General features: G+C 71.6%; 15 protein-coding genes and 1 pseudogene. 11 read left to right on the top strand and 5 right to left on the bottom strand.

What is annotated here, in order from left to right; translation table 11 throughout:
* Positions 1–463: 463 nt before the first annotated feature.
* On the bottom strand, positions 464–1,555 hold the full coding sequence (locus MTDSW087_RS15325) for a TRAP transporter substrate-binding protein (RefSeq protein ID WP_144765349.1): 1,092 nt from the start codon (positions 1,553–1,555) through the stop codon (positions 464–466).
* A 159-nt stretch (positions 1,556–1,714) separates the two neighbouring features.
* On the opposite strand from MTDSW087_RS15325, the gene MTDSW087_RS15320 reads away from it, so the two are divergent.
* The 8 genes from MTDSW087_RS15320 (at position 1,715) to MTDSW087_RS15285 (ending at position 7,971) form a co-directional block, all read left to right on the top strand.
* Complete coding sequence (locus MTDSW087_RS15320) at positions 1,715–2,296, top strand: tyrosine phosphatase family protein (protein WP_144765347.1); 582 nt, start codon at positions 1,715–1,717, stop codon at positions 2,294–2,296.
* A gap of 38 nt (positions 2,297–2,334) precedes the next feature.
* Positions 2,335–2,898 (top strand): gluconokinase, encoded by a 564-nt coding sequence (locus MTDSW087_RS15315; protein WP_373322053.1) that lies wholly within the window; start codon positions 2,335–2,337, stop codon positions 2,896–2,898.
* Positions 2,895–3,707, top strand: coding sequence for a Cof-type HAD-IIB family hydrolase (locus MTDSW087_RS15310; RefSeq protein ID WP_144765343.1), 813 nt, complete (start codon positions 2,895–2,897; stop codon positions 3,705–3,707). Before MTDSW087_RS15315 ends, MTDSW087_RS15310 begins: the two co-directional genes overlap by 4 nt.
* 154 nt (positions 3,708–3,861) lie before the next feature.
* Positions 3,862–4,755, top strand: coding sequence for a lytic transglycosylase domain-containing protein (locus MTDSW087_RS15305; protein WP_144765341.1), 894 nt, complete (start codon positions 3,862–3,864; stop codon positions 4,753–4,755).
* Between the two features lie 241 nt (positions 4,756–4,996).
* Positions 4,997–5,887 (top strand): helix-turn-helix transcriptional regulator, encoded by an 891-nt coding sequence (locus MTDSW087_RS15300; protein WP_144765339.1) that lies wholly within the window; start codon positions 4,997–4,999, stop codon positions 5,885–5,887.
* A 273-nt stretch (positions 5,888–6,160) separates the two neighbouring features.
* Positions 6,161–7,024 carry a serine O-acetyltransferase gene (cysE, locus tag MTDSW087_RS15295; RefSeq protein WP_144765337.1) on the top strand — a complete coding sequence of 288 codons (864 nt, stop codon included), beginning with the start codon at positions 6,161–6,163 and terminating at the stop codon, positions 7,022–7,024.
* A gap of 257 nt (positions 7,025–7,281) precedes the next feature.
* The gene (locus MTDSW087_RS15290) at positions 7,282–7,491 is read left to right on the top strand and encodes a DUF3126 family protein (RefSeq protein WP_144765335.1); all 210 of its coding nucleotides are present in this window, start codon (positions 7,282–7,284) and stop codon (positions 7,489–7,491) included.
* 150 nt (positions 7,492–7,641) lie between these two features.
* The gene (locus MTDSW087_RS15285; protein ID WP_144765333.1) at positions 7,642–7,971 is read left to right on the top strand and encodes a DUF6949 family protein; all 330 of its coding nucleotides are present in this window, start codon (positions 7,642–7,644) and stop codon (positions 7,969–7,971) included.
* 124 nt (positions 7,972–8,095) lie between these two features.
* On the opposite strand, the gene MTDSW087_RS15280 is transcribed toward MTDSW087_RS15285, so the two are convergent.
* A complete protein-coding gene (locus tag MTDSW087_RS15280; protein ID WP_144765331.1) occupies positions 8,096–8,794 on the bottom strand; it encodes a transglutaminase-like cysteine peptidase in 699 nt (232 codons plus the stop codon).
* A 318-nt stretch (positions 8,795–9,112) separates the two neighbouring features.
* Between MTDSW087_RS15280 and MTDSW087_RS15275 the strand changes: the two genes are divergently transcribed.
* Positions 9,113–9,370, top strand: a complete 258-nt coding sequence (locus tag MTDSW087_RS15275; RefSeq protein WP_144765329.1) for a hypothetical protein — start codon at positions 9,113–9,115, stop codon at positions 9,368–9,370.
* Positions 9,371–9,439: 69 nt separating this feature from the next.
* Here the strand turns inward: MTDSW087_RS15275 and MTDSW087_RS15270 are convergent, their stop codons facing one another.
* The gene (locus MTDSW087_RS15270) at positions 9,440–10,072 is read right to left on the bottom strand and encodes a transglutaminase-like cysteine peptidase (protein ID WP_144765327.1); all 633 of its coding nucleotides are present in this window, start codon (positions 10,070–10,072) and stop codon (positions 9,440–9,442) included.
* A gap of 314 nt (positions 10,073–10,386) precedes the next feature.
* Positions 10,387–11,049, bottom strand: coding sequence for a PilZ domain-containing protein (locus tag MTDSW087_RS15265; RefSeq protein WP_280525271.1), 663 nt, complete (start codon positions 11,047–11,049; stop codon positions 10,387–10,389).
* Between the two features lie 496 nt (positions 11,050–11,545).
* On the opposite strand from MTDSW087_RS15265, the gene MTDSW087_RS15260 reads away from it, so the two are divergent.
* A complete protein-coding gene (locus tag MTDSW087_RS15260) occupies positions 11,546–11,944 on the top strand; it encodes a c-type cytochrome (RefSeq protein WP_238179699.1) in 399 nt (132 codons plus the stop codon).
* 126 nt (positions 11,945–12,070) lie between these two features.
* On the opposite strand, the gene MTDSW087_RS15255 is transcribed toward MTDSW087_RS15260, so the two are convergent.
* Positions 12,071–13,351 (bottom strand): alpha/beta hydrolase, encoded by a 1,281-nt coding sequence (locus MTDSW087_RS15255; protein ID WP_144765325.1) that lies wholly within the window; start codon positions 13,349–13,351, stop codon positions 12,071–12,073.
* Between the two features lie 203 nt (positions 13,352–13,554).
* Between MTDSW087_RS15255 and MTDSW087_RS30830 the strand changes: the two are divergent.
* Positions 13,555–13,806, top strand: a pseudogene (locus MTDSW087_RS30830) (hypothetical protein); the annotation flags it as partial.

The raw sequence follows: 13,806 nt of genomic DNA, 5'->3' as shown, positions 1-13,806 counted from the left end.
CTCCCCCCTCGGGCGGCAGGTCCGCCCGGCGGGAAGCTAGAGCGCGGGCCGCCGAATGGGATGCGCGTCCTGATGAATCCGCGCCGCCGCGCGCTTTCGCAGGCGGTGCGGGCCACCCGGGCAAGTCACCGCAGGAGGAAGCTTGGCCGTACGGATCGGCGAAGATTGACCTCACGGATCGGTGACTGGGCACCCGCCCCGTTCATCCTGGGTCGTCTTCCTCCGGGACCGGGCCCGCCGGGCTGCGACATTTTGGAGACAGCTTCATACCGATGTGTCGAAACGCACTCGAAGCGACAGGCCTGCTGCCCCGATGCCCTTGCATTTCCGCGAGCGAGGTTCAGATTGTGCATCGCGGGACCGCGATGGCGTCGCGTTCCCGCTGCCCTCTTTGGGCGTTTCCTCCCTAGACTTCGGGCCGCTCCTTCGGGAGTGGCCTTTTTTCTTGGCCGCATTCCCGGCTCTATCCGCGCGCGCGGGCCCGGATCATGAAGTTGTCGTAGGTGTATTCCGCCACCTGGAACCAGAGATATTCCTCGTTGCGGAAGGTCTTCACCGCCTCGTAGATGCGGCGGAAATCCGGGCTCTTGCCGGAGATCTCGGCATAGACGTCGTTGGCGTGCTTGAGCGCCGTCTCCATCACGTCCTGCGGGAAGGGGCGCAGCTGCGCGCCGCCGGCCACGAGGCGGCGCAGCGCCTGCGGGTTGCGCGCGTCGTAGCGCGCCTGGATCTCGGCGCCGACCTGGGCCGCCGCGCCCGTGAGCACCGCGCGGTAGGCCTTGGGCAGGGCCTTCCACTTCTCGGCGTTGATCCAGAGGTGGAGCATGGCGCCCCCCTCCCAGAAGCCGGGATAGTGGTAGACCGGCGCGACCTTCTGCAGGCCGAGGCGCTCGTCGTCATAGGGGCCGATCCACTCGGCGGCGTCGAGGCGCTTGCCCTCCAGGGCCGGATAGATCTCGGGGCCCGAGAGCGCCTGCGGGACGACCCCGAACTTGGCGAGCACCTGCCCGCCCAGGCCGCCGATGCGCATCTTCAGGCCCTGCAGGTCGGCGACCGTCTTGATCTCCTTGCGAAACCACCCCCCCATCTGCGCGCCCGTATTGCCCGCGGGCAGCGCCACGAGGCCGTGCTTGGCGAAGACCTCGCCGAAGAGGTCGGCCGCGCCGCCCGCGTTCCACCACGCGTTCTGCCCGCGCGCGTTGAGGCCGAAGGGCATGGCGGTGGCGAGCGCGAAGGCGGGGTCCTTGGCGGTGCCGAGGGAGGCGGGGCCGTGGCCCATCTCGACCGCGCCGGTGGCGACCGCGTCGATCAGCCCCTCCGGCTGGACCGGCTCGCCGGGCCCGAGCGGCTGGATCTGGAAGCGCCCGTCGGTCCCCTCGGCGACGAGGCGCGCGAGAGTCTCCGTGCCGCCGAACAGGATGTCGAGGGTCTTGGCGTAGGCCGAGGACAGGCGCCAGCGCAGCTCCGGCGCCCCTTGCGCGATCGCCGGGGTGCTCAAGGTGCCCGCGGCACCGATTCCGGCCGCGAGAAGGGCGCGTCTCTGCAGGGTCGTCATGCCACCTCGTTCCGGGACCGGGTTGGTCGGCCCGCAGGCAACGGGGACGGGCGGCGAAGCGATCCCGGGCCCTCACGATTCCCGCGAACGGGGCGGCCCTATCACGTCCGGCCCCGGTCTCGAAACCCGGGGGGCTTTCGTGCTAGCCCCTGCCGGGCCATGACCCTGACCCCGACCGAGACGCCCGCCGTCACCCTCCACACCGTCTGCGGCCTGGAGGAGCTCGCCGGCCACGGCACGCGCGGCGTCAGCCACGTCCTCTCGCTGCTCGATCCCGGCACGCCGGAGCCCGCGGCCTTTTCGGCCTACGACGCGCATCACCGCACCACGCTGCATTTCCACGATTGCCTGGAGGCGGGACCCGGCCTGGTGCCGCCGGAGCCCGCCGACATCGACCGCATCCTCGCCTTCGGGCGCGACCTCGACGGTGCGGCCCATCTCCTCGTCCACTGCCATTACGGCCTGTCGCGCTCGACGGCGGCGCTGCTGATCCTGTTCGCGGCGGCCGATCCCGGGGTGTCGGCCGAGGCCCTCGTCGCCCGCCTGCACGCGCTCCGCGAGCCCGCCTGGCCGAACACCCGCATGACCGGCTTCGCCGACGCGCTGCTCGGCCGGACGGACCCGCTGACGCCGGCGGTGCGGCGGCTCCACGCCCGCCAGCTCGAGGCGCGCCCGCACATCGCCGCGATGCTGCGCGAGCACGGGCGCGGCCCGGAGGTGGACGCGGCGCTCGCGCTGTAGGACGGCACGGCTGGCCCGGCCGCGCCGCCGCCCTAGGAATGATGGCGACCGGAGGAGACGCCGTGCCGCCAGATCCCACCGCTTCCGTGCCGCCGCTGGTCCTCGTGGTGATGGGCGTCTCGGGCTGCGGCAAGAGCACGGTCGCCGCTCTGGTCGCCGGGCGCCTCGGCTGGAGCTTCGCCGACGGCGACGACTTCCACAGCGCGGAGCACGTCGCCAAGATGCAGGCCGGCCTCCCCCTCGACGACGCCGACCGCGCGCCCTGGCTCGCCCGGATCGCCGCCTGGATCGCCGCGCGGGTGGCGGCGGCGGACCCGGCGGTCATGGTCTGCTCGGGGCTGCGGCGGCGCTACCGCGACACGCTCACCGGCGGCCACCCGGCGGTGCGGATCGTCTATCTGGAGGGGAGCCGCGAGCTGATCGCCGCGCGGCTCGCCCAGCGGGCGGGCCATTTCATGCCGCCAGCCCTCCTCGACAGCCAGTTCGCCGCCCTGGAGCCGCCGGGGCCGGACGAGAACCCGATCGTCGTCGGCATCGCCGAGCCGCCGGAGCGGATCGCCGCGCGGGTGGTCGCGGCCGTGCGCCCGGGAGGCCCGGCATGAGCGCCGATTCCCGCACGGTCGACCTCGTGATCTCGGACGTCGACGGCACCCTCGTCACCGGCGACAAGCGCCTGACCCCGGCCACCGTCGCGGCAGTGCGGCGGCTCGGGGCGGCGGGGATCGGCTTCACCGTGGCCTCCTCGCGGCCGCCGATCGGGCTGTCGGCGCTCGTCGAGCCGCTCGGTCTCCGCCTGCCGATGGGTGCCTTCAACGGGGCGAGCGTAGTCGCCCCCGACCTCTCGGTCATCGACGCGGAACTGCTCCCGGAAGAGGCCGCCCGCGCGGCGGCCCGCCGCATCCGCGCGGCCGGGCTCGACCTCTGGGTGTTCGCGCAAGGGGCGTGGTGGCTGCGCGACCCGGACGCGCCCTATACCGACCTGGAGCGGCGCACCCTGCAGGCCGAGCCGCGGGTGAGCGGGGATCTCGACGCGCTCCTCGGCGCGGCCTCGAAGCTCGTGGGCGTCGGCCGCGACCACGCCCGCCTCGCGGACGAGGAGCCGGAGCTCGCCGCCGCCCTCGGGCAGGCGGCCCATGTCCACCGCTCGCAGCCCTACTATCTCGACGTGACCCCGCCCGGCCGCGACAAGGGCGGCTTCGTCGCCTGGATGGCCGCCCATCTCGGCATTCCCGAATCGCGCATCGCCACCTTCGGCGATGCCGGCAACGACCGGGCGATGTTCGCCCGCAGCGGGCTCTCGGTGGCGATGGGCAATGCAGAGGCGCCGGTGAAGGCCGCCGCTGGCGCGGTGACAGCCTCGAACGAGGCGGATGGCTTCGCCCAGGCCGTGGCAGAGCTGATTCTCGCTTAAGAAACACAGCTGAAACGCGGCGCGCGCGGCCTGTTGCGCCAGGGGCACAAGAGCGTGGCCGTGAGCGGGCCGCCCACAGGCGGACGCGGGGGGGCCGCTTTCCGGCCTCATTTCGCCACGACCAAGATCCGGCAAAGAACAAGCCGGGTCTCGAATGCAACGCCTCATCCTCGCCGCCGCCCTCGCGGCCGCGCCGGCCGCGGCCCTCGCCCAGCAGCCGGGCGCGCGCGACAACATCGACGCGCTGATCGAGCAGCAGGCCAAGGCGAACGGCGTACCCGCGAGCTTCATCCACGCGGTGGTGAAGCGGGAGAGCAACTACAATCCGCGCGCCAAGGGCGGCAGCGCGCTCGGCCTGATGCAGATCAAGCACGCGACCGCCAAGGGCCTCGGCTATACGGGCGACGCCGCCGGCCTCTACGATCCCGAGACCAATCTGCGCTACGGCGTCGCCTATCTCGCCGGCGCCTACAAGACCGCCCGGGGCAACCTGACCCAGGCCTACACCTACTACAATCGCGGCTACTACTACGCGGCCAAGCGCCAGGGCGTCGCCACCGAGGTCGCCGCCGTCGTGGCCCCGGTCGCCGCCTCGGCGAGCGCCATGGCGAGCCTGTTCACCGGCACGCCGGCCGCCGCCGACCCGAGCCTCGCCGCCGCGGGCCCCGCGCTCCCCTCCCCCCCGCCCCTCCCCCCGCCGCTCCAGGCTGCCGCCGCCGCCGCGCCGGCCCCGACCGAGACGGTCGAGGTGCCGCTGCCGCCGCGCCGCCCGGCCGCCCTCGCCGCCGCCGTCCAGGTCGCCGCCCTGGCCGAGCCTGCCGTCGCCGAGCCGCAGCAACAGGCCGCCGCGCACGCCGCTCCCGCACCGGCCGCCCCGGCGGCGGGCCCGCAGGATCAGGCCCTGGCCGAGACCGTCGAGGTTCCGCTGCCCCCGCGCCGGCCCTCCGTCCAGATGCTCGCCGCGGTGCTGCGACCGGCGGTCGCGGCCCGCAAGGCGCCGGCTCCCGTACAGGAGGCCGCCGCGCTGCCGCCGCAGGCCCAGCCCTGAGGCGAGAGAGACGAAGTTATTCGCGCCGTTCCGGCCGAGGGTGCTTGACCCTCCCGGCCCGGGGCAACACATAGTCGGCCGAGATCGCTGCGCTGCAGCAAAGCCGTGTGGCGACGGCCGGACCGGAAGGCGCGCCGCCGCCAGCTGACCGGGACGGAGGCTGCGGATCGGGCGGGTCCTTCGGCACCGGCCTCGGTCCAGGGCAATCACGGCACCATTCTTGAGGAAGGCGGACGGCGCCATGAGCGGCGTTGAGGAACAGGAATCACTCTTCTTGACGGATCTCGGCCGCCGGGTCCGCCAGGCGCGCACGGTCCGCGGGCTCTCGCGCAAGACCCTGTCGCACACCTCCGGCCTGTCGGAGCGCTACATCGCGCAGCTCGAGGGCGGGCAGGGCAACGTCTCGATCATCCTGCTCCGGCGCGTGGCCAACGCCATGGGCGTGCGCCTCGACGACCTCATCACCGGGACCGAGGCAGTGCCGGACTGGCCGGTGGTGCGCGACCTGCTGGCCCAGGCCTCGCAGGCCCAGGTCGCCGCGGCCAAGATCGCGCTCTCCGGCAGCGGCGCCTCGGACGGAGCCGTGCGCCAACGCGTCGCCCTGGTGGGCCTGCGCGGCGCCGGCAAGTCGACCCTCGGGCGGCTCACCGCCGAGCGCATCGGCTGGACCTTCGTGGAGCTCAACGGCGAGATCGAGCGCGAGAGCGCCCTCTCGGTGCGCGAGATCTTCGCGATCTACGGACAGGAGGGCTATCGCCGCCTGGAACAGGCGGCGCTCCGCCGCCTCACCGAGCATCCCGGCCCGATGATCCTGGCGACCAGCGGCGGCATCGTCGCCGAGCCGCTGACCTACGACCTCTTGCTGCAGAACTTCTACACGGTCTGGCTCCGGGCCAAGCCGGAGGAGCACATGCAGCGCGTGCGCGACCAGGGCCAGGCCACCCTCGCTGCCGCCGGCGACAATGCCGCGGCGCTGCAGGACCTGCGCGCCGTGCTCGCCAGCCGCGAGCCGCTCTACGCGCGCTGTCAAGCCACCGTCGACACCTCGGACGTGCCGGTGGCGACCATGGTCGACCGGCTCACCGCCGCGATCGAGGCCCGCTTCGGCCTCGCCGAGCGCGCCGCCCCGTAGCCGCATCGCGATTTCGCAGCGCAGCGATCCGTCACCGCCCGTGCGCCCCGGCCCCTTGATCGAGCCGGGGTGGAGCCCCACGCTAGGGTCTCGCCACCGGGGCGGCAGACGTTTTCATCCGCCTGTAGGCGCCGCAACAAGATCATCCGTGCGCGCCGCCCGGTTTTGAGATAGAACTCTTTCCCGCAAGCGTCGCAGCGGACCGGGTCCGGCCGGCACGCCGGCCCGACACCGCCCCGCGCGAGGCGCGCGACGAAGATGTCGAGGTCCGCCATGACTGCAAGCCCTGCCGTCAGCCAGCTTCATCAACCCGCCCGCGACGAGCTCGCGGTCTGCGATCCGGTCTGGTCGCGCCTGCGCGGCGAGGCCGAACAGGTGCTGCGCGAGGAGCCGCAGCTCGCCTCCTTCATCGTCGCGACCATCCTCAACCACCAGACGCTCGAAGCCGCCGTCGCCCACCGCGTGGCCGCGCGCCTCGGCCATCCGTCCCTGCCGGCCGAGCTCGTCGCCCACGGCTTCTTCGAGGCGATCAGCGAGGATCCGCGCATCGGCGAGGCCTTCCGGGCCGACATCGTCGCGGTGATGGACCGCGACCCCGCCACCTTCCGGGCGATCGAGCCGGTGCTCTACTTCAAGGGCTTCCACGCCATCCAGGCACACCGCCTCGCGCATCACTTCTGGAATGCCGGGCGGCGCGACCTCGCGCTCTACCTGCAGAGCCGGTCGTCGGAGGTGTTCCAGTGCGACATCCACCCGGCGGCGCGGATCGGGCGGGGCATCTTCCTCGACCACGCCACCGGCCTCGTGGTCGGCTCCACCGCGGTGATCGAGGACGACGTCTCCATCCTGCACGGGGTGACGCTGGGCGGCACCGGCAAGCAGGGCGCCGACCGCCACCCGAAGATCCGCCGCGGCGTGATGATCGGCGCGGGCGCCAAGATCCTCGGCAATATCGAGGTCGGGGCCTGCGCCCGGGTCGCGGCCGGCTCCGTGGTGCTGCGCCCGGTGCCGCCGAACACCACGGTGGTCGGCGTGCCGGCCCGCGTCGTCGGAACGGCCGGCTGCGCCGAGCCCGCCCGCGCCATGGACCAGCTCGTCAGCATGGACCAGTTCATCCACGTCGGCGAAGGGATCTGATCCCGGCCCGACCCTCGATAAGGTGCCGAAACGAGCCCGTGAACGGAGCCGCCTCCCCGGCGGTTGCCCCGTCGCGGGCGGCGCGCTTGCCGCCCGCGCGCCGTCGTGGCAAGCCGCCCCCGGACGCCCCGGAGCGCTCCGCCCTCGATGCCGAAGCGGCCTCCTGGGCCTTCGAGCGCGTCACGAAACGAGCGCGGTGCGATCGGGCCCGGGATACCGGGCCGCGATGTCCCGCGCGGCGAAGGAGACGAGACAGCGTGACCAAATCCGAGATCGCGAAGCTGCAGGACTATCTGCGCCGCAAGTTCGCCAACAACAACATCCGCATCACGGCGATGAAGGCTGCCGATTCGGCCGAGGTCTATATCGGCGACGAGTCGATCGGCGTGATCGCCGACGACAAGGAGGACGGCGACGATTCCTTCGTCTTCCGCATGCCGATCCTCGACATCGACCTCGAGGATTGAGACCCGGGCGCCGGCTGGTCCTTTTCCCTTGCCGGCCCCTCTCCAGGCCTTTGCCGCCTGTGCACGGATTAACCCTGCCTCCGAACAGTGCTTAACGTTTCGTAAACATCTGCGTTAGGCTGCGCGCGATCTCACGGAGTTCGCGCGTCCATGCACCTCTCGCCTGCCGCCCTCGACTCGATCCAGACACTCTGCATCGGGCTCGCGCTGTCGGGCCTGCTGGCGAGCGCCTACGAGATGGTCACCGCGCGGCGGGCGAGCTTCAGCCTGCTGGAGCGGGGCGGCGTCGTCGCCGCGGCGGCCCTGCCGATGCTGGCCTTCAGCGCGCCCTTCATCATCCTGCGCAACACCGTGCGCGGCCGCCGCATCGAGGGCCGGCCGATCCCCTTCGTGATGCTCGCCACCATGATCGCCTGCGGCTGGAGCCTGCTCTCGGGCAGCCTCGCCCTGCGCTTGGCCGGGATCATCGCAGGGGTGTGACGACATTCGGGATCCCAAAGGGATCATCCCTTTGGCGGGGGTGCAGGGGCAGAGCCCCGGCATGGTCCAGGGCCTTGCCCCTGGAGCCACAAAAGGGATGATCCCTTAATCGAGTCCCCGGATCTCAGCGGTTGGCCGTCACCACCGGCGAGGTGCCGCCGTTGAGGGCGACCCAGGCGGCGCCGTCCTGGCCCTCGCGCTTGATGTAGGCGTAGCCGGTCTTGCGCCAGGACAGGACCGCGTTGGTCTTGTTGTCGAGGATGAAGTCGCCGCGGTCGGTGCGGACCATCAGGACGGCGTGGCCCTCGCCGATATCGTCGATCACCACCGTCATGCGCAGGGCGCGGCGGGGCAGGCCGCGCTCCACCAGCATGCGCCGCTTGAGGAGTTGGTAGTCCTCGCAATCGCCGAAGCCGTCATCCGGATAGTCCCAGCGGTCGACGACGCCCCAATGCGCCTGGTCAGTGAGCGGCTTGATGCGGGCGTTGACCCGCCGGTTGACGCTCGTCAGCGTCCGCCACGAGGCGAGGTCGAGGGGAATGGTGGCGGGCTCGCTCGGGTCCACGCGGCATTCGTCGGGCATCCGGGCGCAGAACTCGGTCCAGGCCGCAGTCGGGCGCGCGGCCGGGCCGATCTCGACGCCGAGCCCGGCCTCGGGCAGGGCAGGGCCGGTATGGGCCTGCGTGGTCGCGCCGCCGAGCATCAGGATCGTGCCGACGAGGACGAAGCTCGCCGCACGCCCGAGCCGGCGCGGGGCGTCGCACCAGCTCCAGGCCGGCGCGGTCAGCATCTCGGACAATCCTTGGACCATTGCGTGCCGCATGCCCGCAGCCCCACCGCACGGATGACGTGCCGATGAAGGTCGCATGACGCCGCCGGGCGCTCAATCCGAAAATGAAGGGCGAATTAACGCGCCACTGGGCGTTCGGTTCCAAATTAAAACGTTGTGGCTTCGCTGCCATCGTGTCGCAGGCACGTCATGCGCGATCCGCATGCGTGCTCCGCGCAAGCGCCGCCGCCCCTTGATTCTCAGCCGGTTTGCCGGCTTGAGACGGGGTCACGCCGCGCGGTGATTCGACACCGGAGAGGCGTCACGGCCTCGCAAGATTCCGGCCACCAGCGTTCAGGAACAGATCCTCCGATGCAACCCCCCATTCAGCACGTGATCCGCGCCCTCGCCGAGGACGGGCGGACCGGGGCAATGGGCCTCGCCGAATACGCGGTCGATAGCTTCGCCGCCACCTGCCCGACCGAGGGCGACCGGGCGCTGGCCCTCGACATCCTCCTGCGCGACCTCGCGAGCCTGCGGGGCGTGGCCCCGCACCTGGCCGCCTTCGTCGGCCGGATCGAGACCTACGTGTCGCGCCTGCGCCAGGCCCCGCTGCCGCAGGCCGCCTGACGGGTCCGGTTCCCGGAAGGATCATCCCTTCGACGACGCGTCGGGGCGGAGCCCCGGCGGCGCAAGGGATCAGCGGTTGGCGGTCATGGCGGGCGAGGTGACGCCGCCGAGCGAGACCCACGCCACCGCGTCCTGGCTCTCGCGCTTGATGAAGACGTAGCCGGTGCGGTGCCAGGGCAGGATCTGGCTGGTCTTGTTGTCGAGCACGAGGTCGCCGCGGTCGGTGATCAGGGTCAGCACCGCGTGGCCCTCGCCCTTCTCGTCGATCACCACCGTCATGCGCATGGCGCGCTTGGGCAGGCCGGCCGCGGCCAGCAGGTGGCGCTTGAGCAGCTGGAAGTCCTCGCAATCGCCGATGCCGTCCTCGGCCAGGTCCCAGCGGTCGGGCACGCCGAGATGGTCCATGTCGGTCATCGCCCGCACGCTCTTGTTGACCCGCTTGTTCACCGCCACGATCTGCGCCCAGGTCGACGCGTTCAGCGTGATGCGCGCCGCCTCGGCGGTGTCGACCGCGCATTCGGCGGCGTAGGACTGGCAGAAGCCCACCCAGGCCGCGATCGGCTTGGCCGCGCCCAGCGGGCTCGCCCCGGCCTCGATCGCCGGCATCGACGGCAGGCTCTCGGTGCCCTGCGCGGCCCCGAGCGTGGCGCAGAGCGCGCCGACGGCGAACCCGACCACCTTCAGAAACGACCCGCTGCGCATGGCGACCACTCCGTCTGTGTGGTCACGATGCCGCCGCGCACCCTCCGCCGCGCTGAAGCGGATGCGCGCAATTTTATCGATCGGAACCGCCGGAACCGCGGCCTCGCCACACGCCGAACCGGACGTTCGGCGGATGCGGCGGAATCGGGTCTTTCCGTTCAGGAGCCGGAAACCCTGAGCCGCGCTGCATCCCGGAATCGCAAACGCCGCGCCCCATGGGGCGCGGCGTCGAAGGCCTTCGGTCCGGAGCGCCGTCGTTCCGCAGCGCCGTCGTTCCGCAGCGCCGTCGTTCCGCAGCGCTTCCGGAGAGATCGTCAGAGCGTCATGCCGTCGTGGAAGCGGTCGGGATCGATCGGCAGCAGGAACTGCACGCCGAAGCCGCCCTCGAAAAAGCGGACCAGCCGCCCGGGCGTCCGGCCCACGACGACCGCCGAGCCGATGGCGGGCCGGGCGGTGCAGGCGATGGCCGCGCCCGACATCGAGAAGTCGATGATGCGGGCGGCGACCTCGCGCCCGCTCTCCAGACGCAGCACGACGGCGGGGGCCTTGGGCGTGATGCGCTCGTGGCTGCGGCCCTCGGGCAGGCCGAGCAATTCGCGGTTGGCGAGCCAGGTGAGCTGCGAGGCGATCTTCTCGCGCTTGCGCGCCGAGACGGAGAGCGCCGCGGCGAAGCCGCCGGTGGCGTGGCGCACGATCACGCCCTCGATCCGGCCAATCTGCTCCAGATACAGCACCACGCGCTCGCCCACGGTACCGGCCACGGCGCAGACGACGCGCACCCCGCCCGGCGACATGTCCATCGTCTGGCAGGGATATTCGCGGCGGTCACTCAGCATGAAGCGGCCGAGCAGCGCCACCCGGACCCGCTGGTAGCGGCGCTGGTCGTCGGCGCGCACGGCGCGCGGCGCCTCCGGCGCGCGGGCCGCATCCGGGACGGGGAGACGAGTGCTCTCCGGCATTCCGAGGCTGGCTTGCATCCGGGACGGGTTTCCAGGTTGGCGAACGGAGGGAGGCTAGCGCCGCTGCGTTACGAAAGCCTTTGCCTGATGCAATGAAACCTGGAGTAGCGATCGGCATCGTCGCGCCGGGCATGGCTCCGGGTCATCGCCTTCTCGCACGCCCGTGCCTCGGACCGGCATCCGTCTCGGCGCGGAGCAGTCGAAGACCGGACGAGCAGCCTGTGCCGTGTTCCGGAGCCGCGCCATCCCAGTCCTTCCCGCAGCTGCACAGGTAGAAAGCCGGCGCTTTGCTGCATTGCACGGCGCAATCTGCGTGTTCGACACGGGATAATCAGGCAAAAAAGGCAATCTGGAATGAGACCAATCAGCAGATCCGGACGTTGAGCCCCCACGGCCCGGCTGGCGACGCGTCCGGGCGACACCAAGCGGCGCATGGACGCGCGAATTTCGCGGGGCCCCGGCTCCCGTCGGATCCCTCGCGCCCAGCTGCGCCCCATAACGGAGGGAGCACGTCTTGAGACAATTCCAGACCCGCCCGGTGCGGGCCCTCGCCCTCGCCGCCGGCCTCCTCGCGGCCTGCGCGGCACAAGCCGCCACCGGCCCCTTCACCGCCCAGCAGGCGGAGGAGGGCCACACCAAGTTCAACAACCATTGCGCCCAGTGCCACCGCCCGAACCTTCAGGGCGCGACCGGCCCAGCGCTGGTGGGCGACGCGTTCAAGGACAAGTGGGCGGGCAAGCCGGTCGCGGACTTGCGCACCTACATCCACGAGAAGATGCCGCAGAACACGCCGGGCTCCCTCGCCGACGACCAGATCGACCCGATCACCGCCTACATTCTCTCGAAGAACGGCGTGCAGCCGGGTGACAAGCCCCTGAGCAAGGATTCGGCGAGCGGGGCATTCCCGAAATAGCGGACCGAAATCCCGGGATCCCAAAGGGACCATCCCTTTGGTGGGGTGTCGGGGCAAAGCCCCGACGTCTTCCAGGGCTCCGCCCTGGACCCGCGAGAGGGCCGAGCCCTCTCGCCTCCGGGATCATCAGCGCCGTGTCCGCACGGGCTCCGGGCCGATGATCGGCTGCAGGGCCCGGTCGCGCAGGTATTGCGGCCCGAGCACCATGCGGAAATAGTCGTATTCGCCCGGCAGCTCGTTCGCCATCAGGAACTGGAAGTGCATGCGGAAGGGCCGGTTCCGGACCTTCGCGTAGGTCTCCGGCGTCAGGATGCGCTTGAACTGGGCCGAGCGCACGATCGGGTTGGCGGTCGTGCCGCCGGCATCCGGCAGGTCCGCATCGAGCACCGGGTTGAAGCCGGGGAAGTTCATCCAGTCCTGCGGCGCCTGGAAGTCGCACCAGACGAGGCGGCGCGAGGCGACGAGCCGGGCGACCTGCGCCCGCAGGCGCACCGCCCGCGGCTGGATCACAACGAGGGGCAGCGCCGAGCCGAGGGTGGCGAGCGACAGGGCCGGCCCCGTCTCGCCGAGATCGGGCATCCGGTCGAGCAGCCGCGCGGCGAGCTCGGCGGCGGTCAGGCCGCCGGTGGAATGGCCGATCAGCAGGATCTCGTCGGGCGGCTCGTCGGAGGCGCAGGCCTCGGCGATGCGGGCGGCGGCGCGCTCGGCGAAGGCGTCGAGGCGCGCCTCGTAATCGGGCCGCCAGCCCTGGCCGTGCTGCCAATGGAAGACCCAGCTGCGCAGGAGCAGCCAGAAGAACATCCGGTTGAGCGGGCGGTCGATGGCCGCGATCCAGGCGACGCCGATGGCGAGGGCGAGCGGCAGCGAGAGGGCCAGCGGCAGCCCGAGGCTGTGGGCGAACCCGCTGCCGAGATGCGGATGGACCAGGGCCGCGATCAGGCCCGAGATCAGTGCGAGGGCGACCACCATGACGAAGGGATAGACGATCACGTTCCCGTAGCGGTGGTTGAAGCGGTAGAAGCGCCAGAGGAGGCCGACCGCCAGCGCGTGCAGGGTTCCGACCACCAGCAGCCCGATATTGACGAGGCGCAGGCGCCGCCCGTCGCGGACCACGAGGTCGTCCCAGTGCAGCACCTCGTAATCGACCGCCGCGTCCCCGATCTCGGGACGGGGGCCGATCTGCCAGACCTGGGACAGCCCCCCGGCCTCCTCGCTCAGCCGGCCGAGCTTCGGCGCGGGCTCGCCGAAGCGTCGGGCCGAGAGCAGCAGCTCGCGCACGAACAGCATCCGGTAGCGGCTGCGCGCCTCGGGATCGTAGCCCGCAAGGAAAAAGACGAGGCGCCGGCTGACGACGCCCGGCCGTGCCTCCTGGAGGTCGGGCGGTGTATAGGCCAGGACTGTACGCATGCGGTTCAGGAGAGATCTCGAAAACACCTGACCGGATCTATCTTCCAGTAGAACCGTCGCGGCAATTGGCCGGCCGGTCGCAATGCTGAGTTTCACACTGCGCGCGGGTCGTCCGACCCGGCCGTGCCTTCCCTGCATCAGTGCCGGCGCAAGAGGCCCCGCATGCGGGCCGGCCTGTGGGCACCGGGGATGACGGCACGTGCATGGGCGTCGCGATTCCACTGTGGCGAACCGGATACGGACTCTGGCCCGGGTTTGAGCTAGGCAGCGAACTCGGCGAAACAGACGGGCGATCCTGGATGCGCGCTTTCCCCCTGGCCCTGTGCGCCGCGCTTGCGGTGTCGGGCTGCTCAGTCCTTCCGGCGGCGGGTCCGACCGCGCGGCAGGTGGATGCGGGCGCGGAGGTGGCCACGCCCGACGGGCTGTTCGCACGCTACGAGATCATCGACATCACC

It is taken from the genome of Methylobacterium dankookense (assembly GCF_902141855.1).
Classification (GTDB): Bacteria; Pseudomonadota; Alphaproteobacteria; order Rhizobiales; family Beijerinckiaceae; genus Methylobacterium; species Methylobacterium dankookense.
This window is presented reverse-complemented; position numbering and strand designations above follow the sequence as displayed.

Excerpts from the sequence above, each read along its gene's own strand:
- MTDSW087_RS15300 (WP_144765339.1), top strand. The coding sequence starts at position 4,997 with ATGAGCGGCGTTGAGGAACAGGAATCACTCTTCTTGACGGATCTCGGC.
- MTDSW087_RS15270 (WP_144765327.1), bottom strand. The coding sequence starts at position 10,072 with ATGCGCAGCGGGTCGTTTCTGAAGGTGGTCGGGTTCGCCGTCGGCGCG.
- MTDSW087_RS15255 (WP_144765325.1), bottom strand. The coding sequence starts at position 13,351 with ATGCGTACAGTCCTGGCCTATACACCGCCCGACCTCCAGGAGGCACGG.
- MTDSW087_RS15280 (WP_144765331.1), bottom strand. The coding sequence starts at position 8,794 with ATGCGGCACGCAATGGTCCAAGGATTGTCCGAGATGCTGACCGCGCCG.
- MTDSW087_RS15265 (WP_280525271.1), bottom strand. The coding sequence starts at position 11,049 with ATGCAAGCCAGCCTCGGAATGCCGGAGAGCACTCGTCTCCCCGTCCCG.
- cysE (WP_144765337.1), top strand. The coding sequence starts at position 6,161 with ATGACTGCAAGCCCTGCCGTCAGCCAGCTTCATCAACCCGCCCGCGAC.
- MTDSW087_RS15305 (WP_144765341.1), top strand. The coding sequence starts at position 3,862 with ATGCAACGCCTCATCCTCGCCGCCGCCCTCGCGGCCGCGCCGGCCGCG.
- MTDSW087_RS15275 (WP_144765329.1), top strand. The coding sequence starts at position 9,113 with ATGCAACCCCCCATTCAGCACGTGATCCGCGCCCTCGCCGAGGACGGG.
- MTDSW087_RS15310 (WP_144765343.1), top strand. The coding sequence starts at position 2,895 with ATGAGCGCCGATTCCCGCACGGTCGACCTCGTGATCTCGGACGTCGAC.
- MTDSW087_RS15325 (WP_144765349.1), bottom strand. The coding sequence starts at position 1,555 with ATGACGACCCTGCAGAGACGCGCCCTTCTCGCGGCCGGAATCGGTGCC.
- MTDSW087_RS15320 (WP_144765347.1), top strand. The coding sequence starts at position 1,715 with ATGACCCTGACCCCGACCGAGACGCCCGCCGTCACCCTCCACACCGTC.
- MTDSW087_RS15315 (WP_373322053.1), top strand. The coding sequence starts at position 2,335 with ATGATGGCGACCGGAGGAGACGCCGTGCCGCCAGATCCCACCGCTTCC.
- MTDSW087_RS15285 (WP_144765333.1), top strand. The coding sequence starts at position 7,642 with ATGCACCTCTCGCCTGCCGCCCTCGACTCGATCCAGACACTCTGCATC.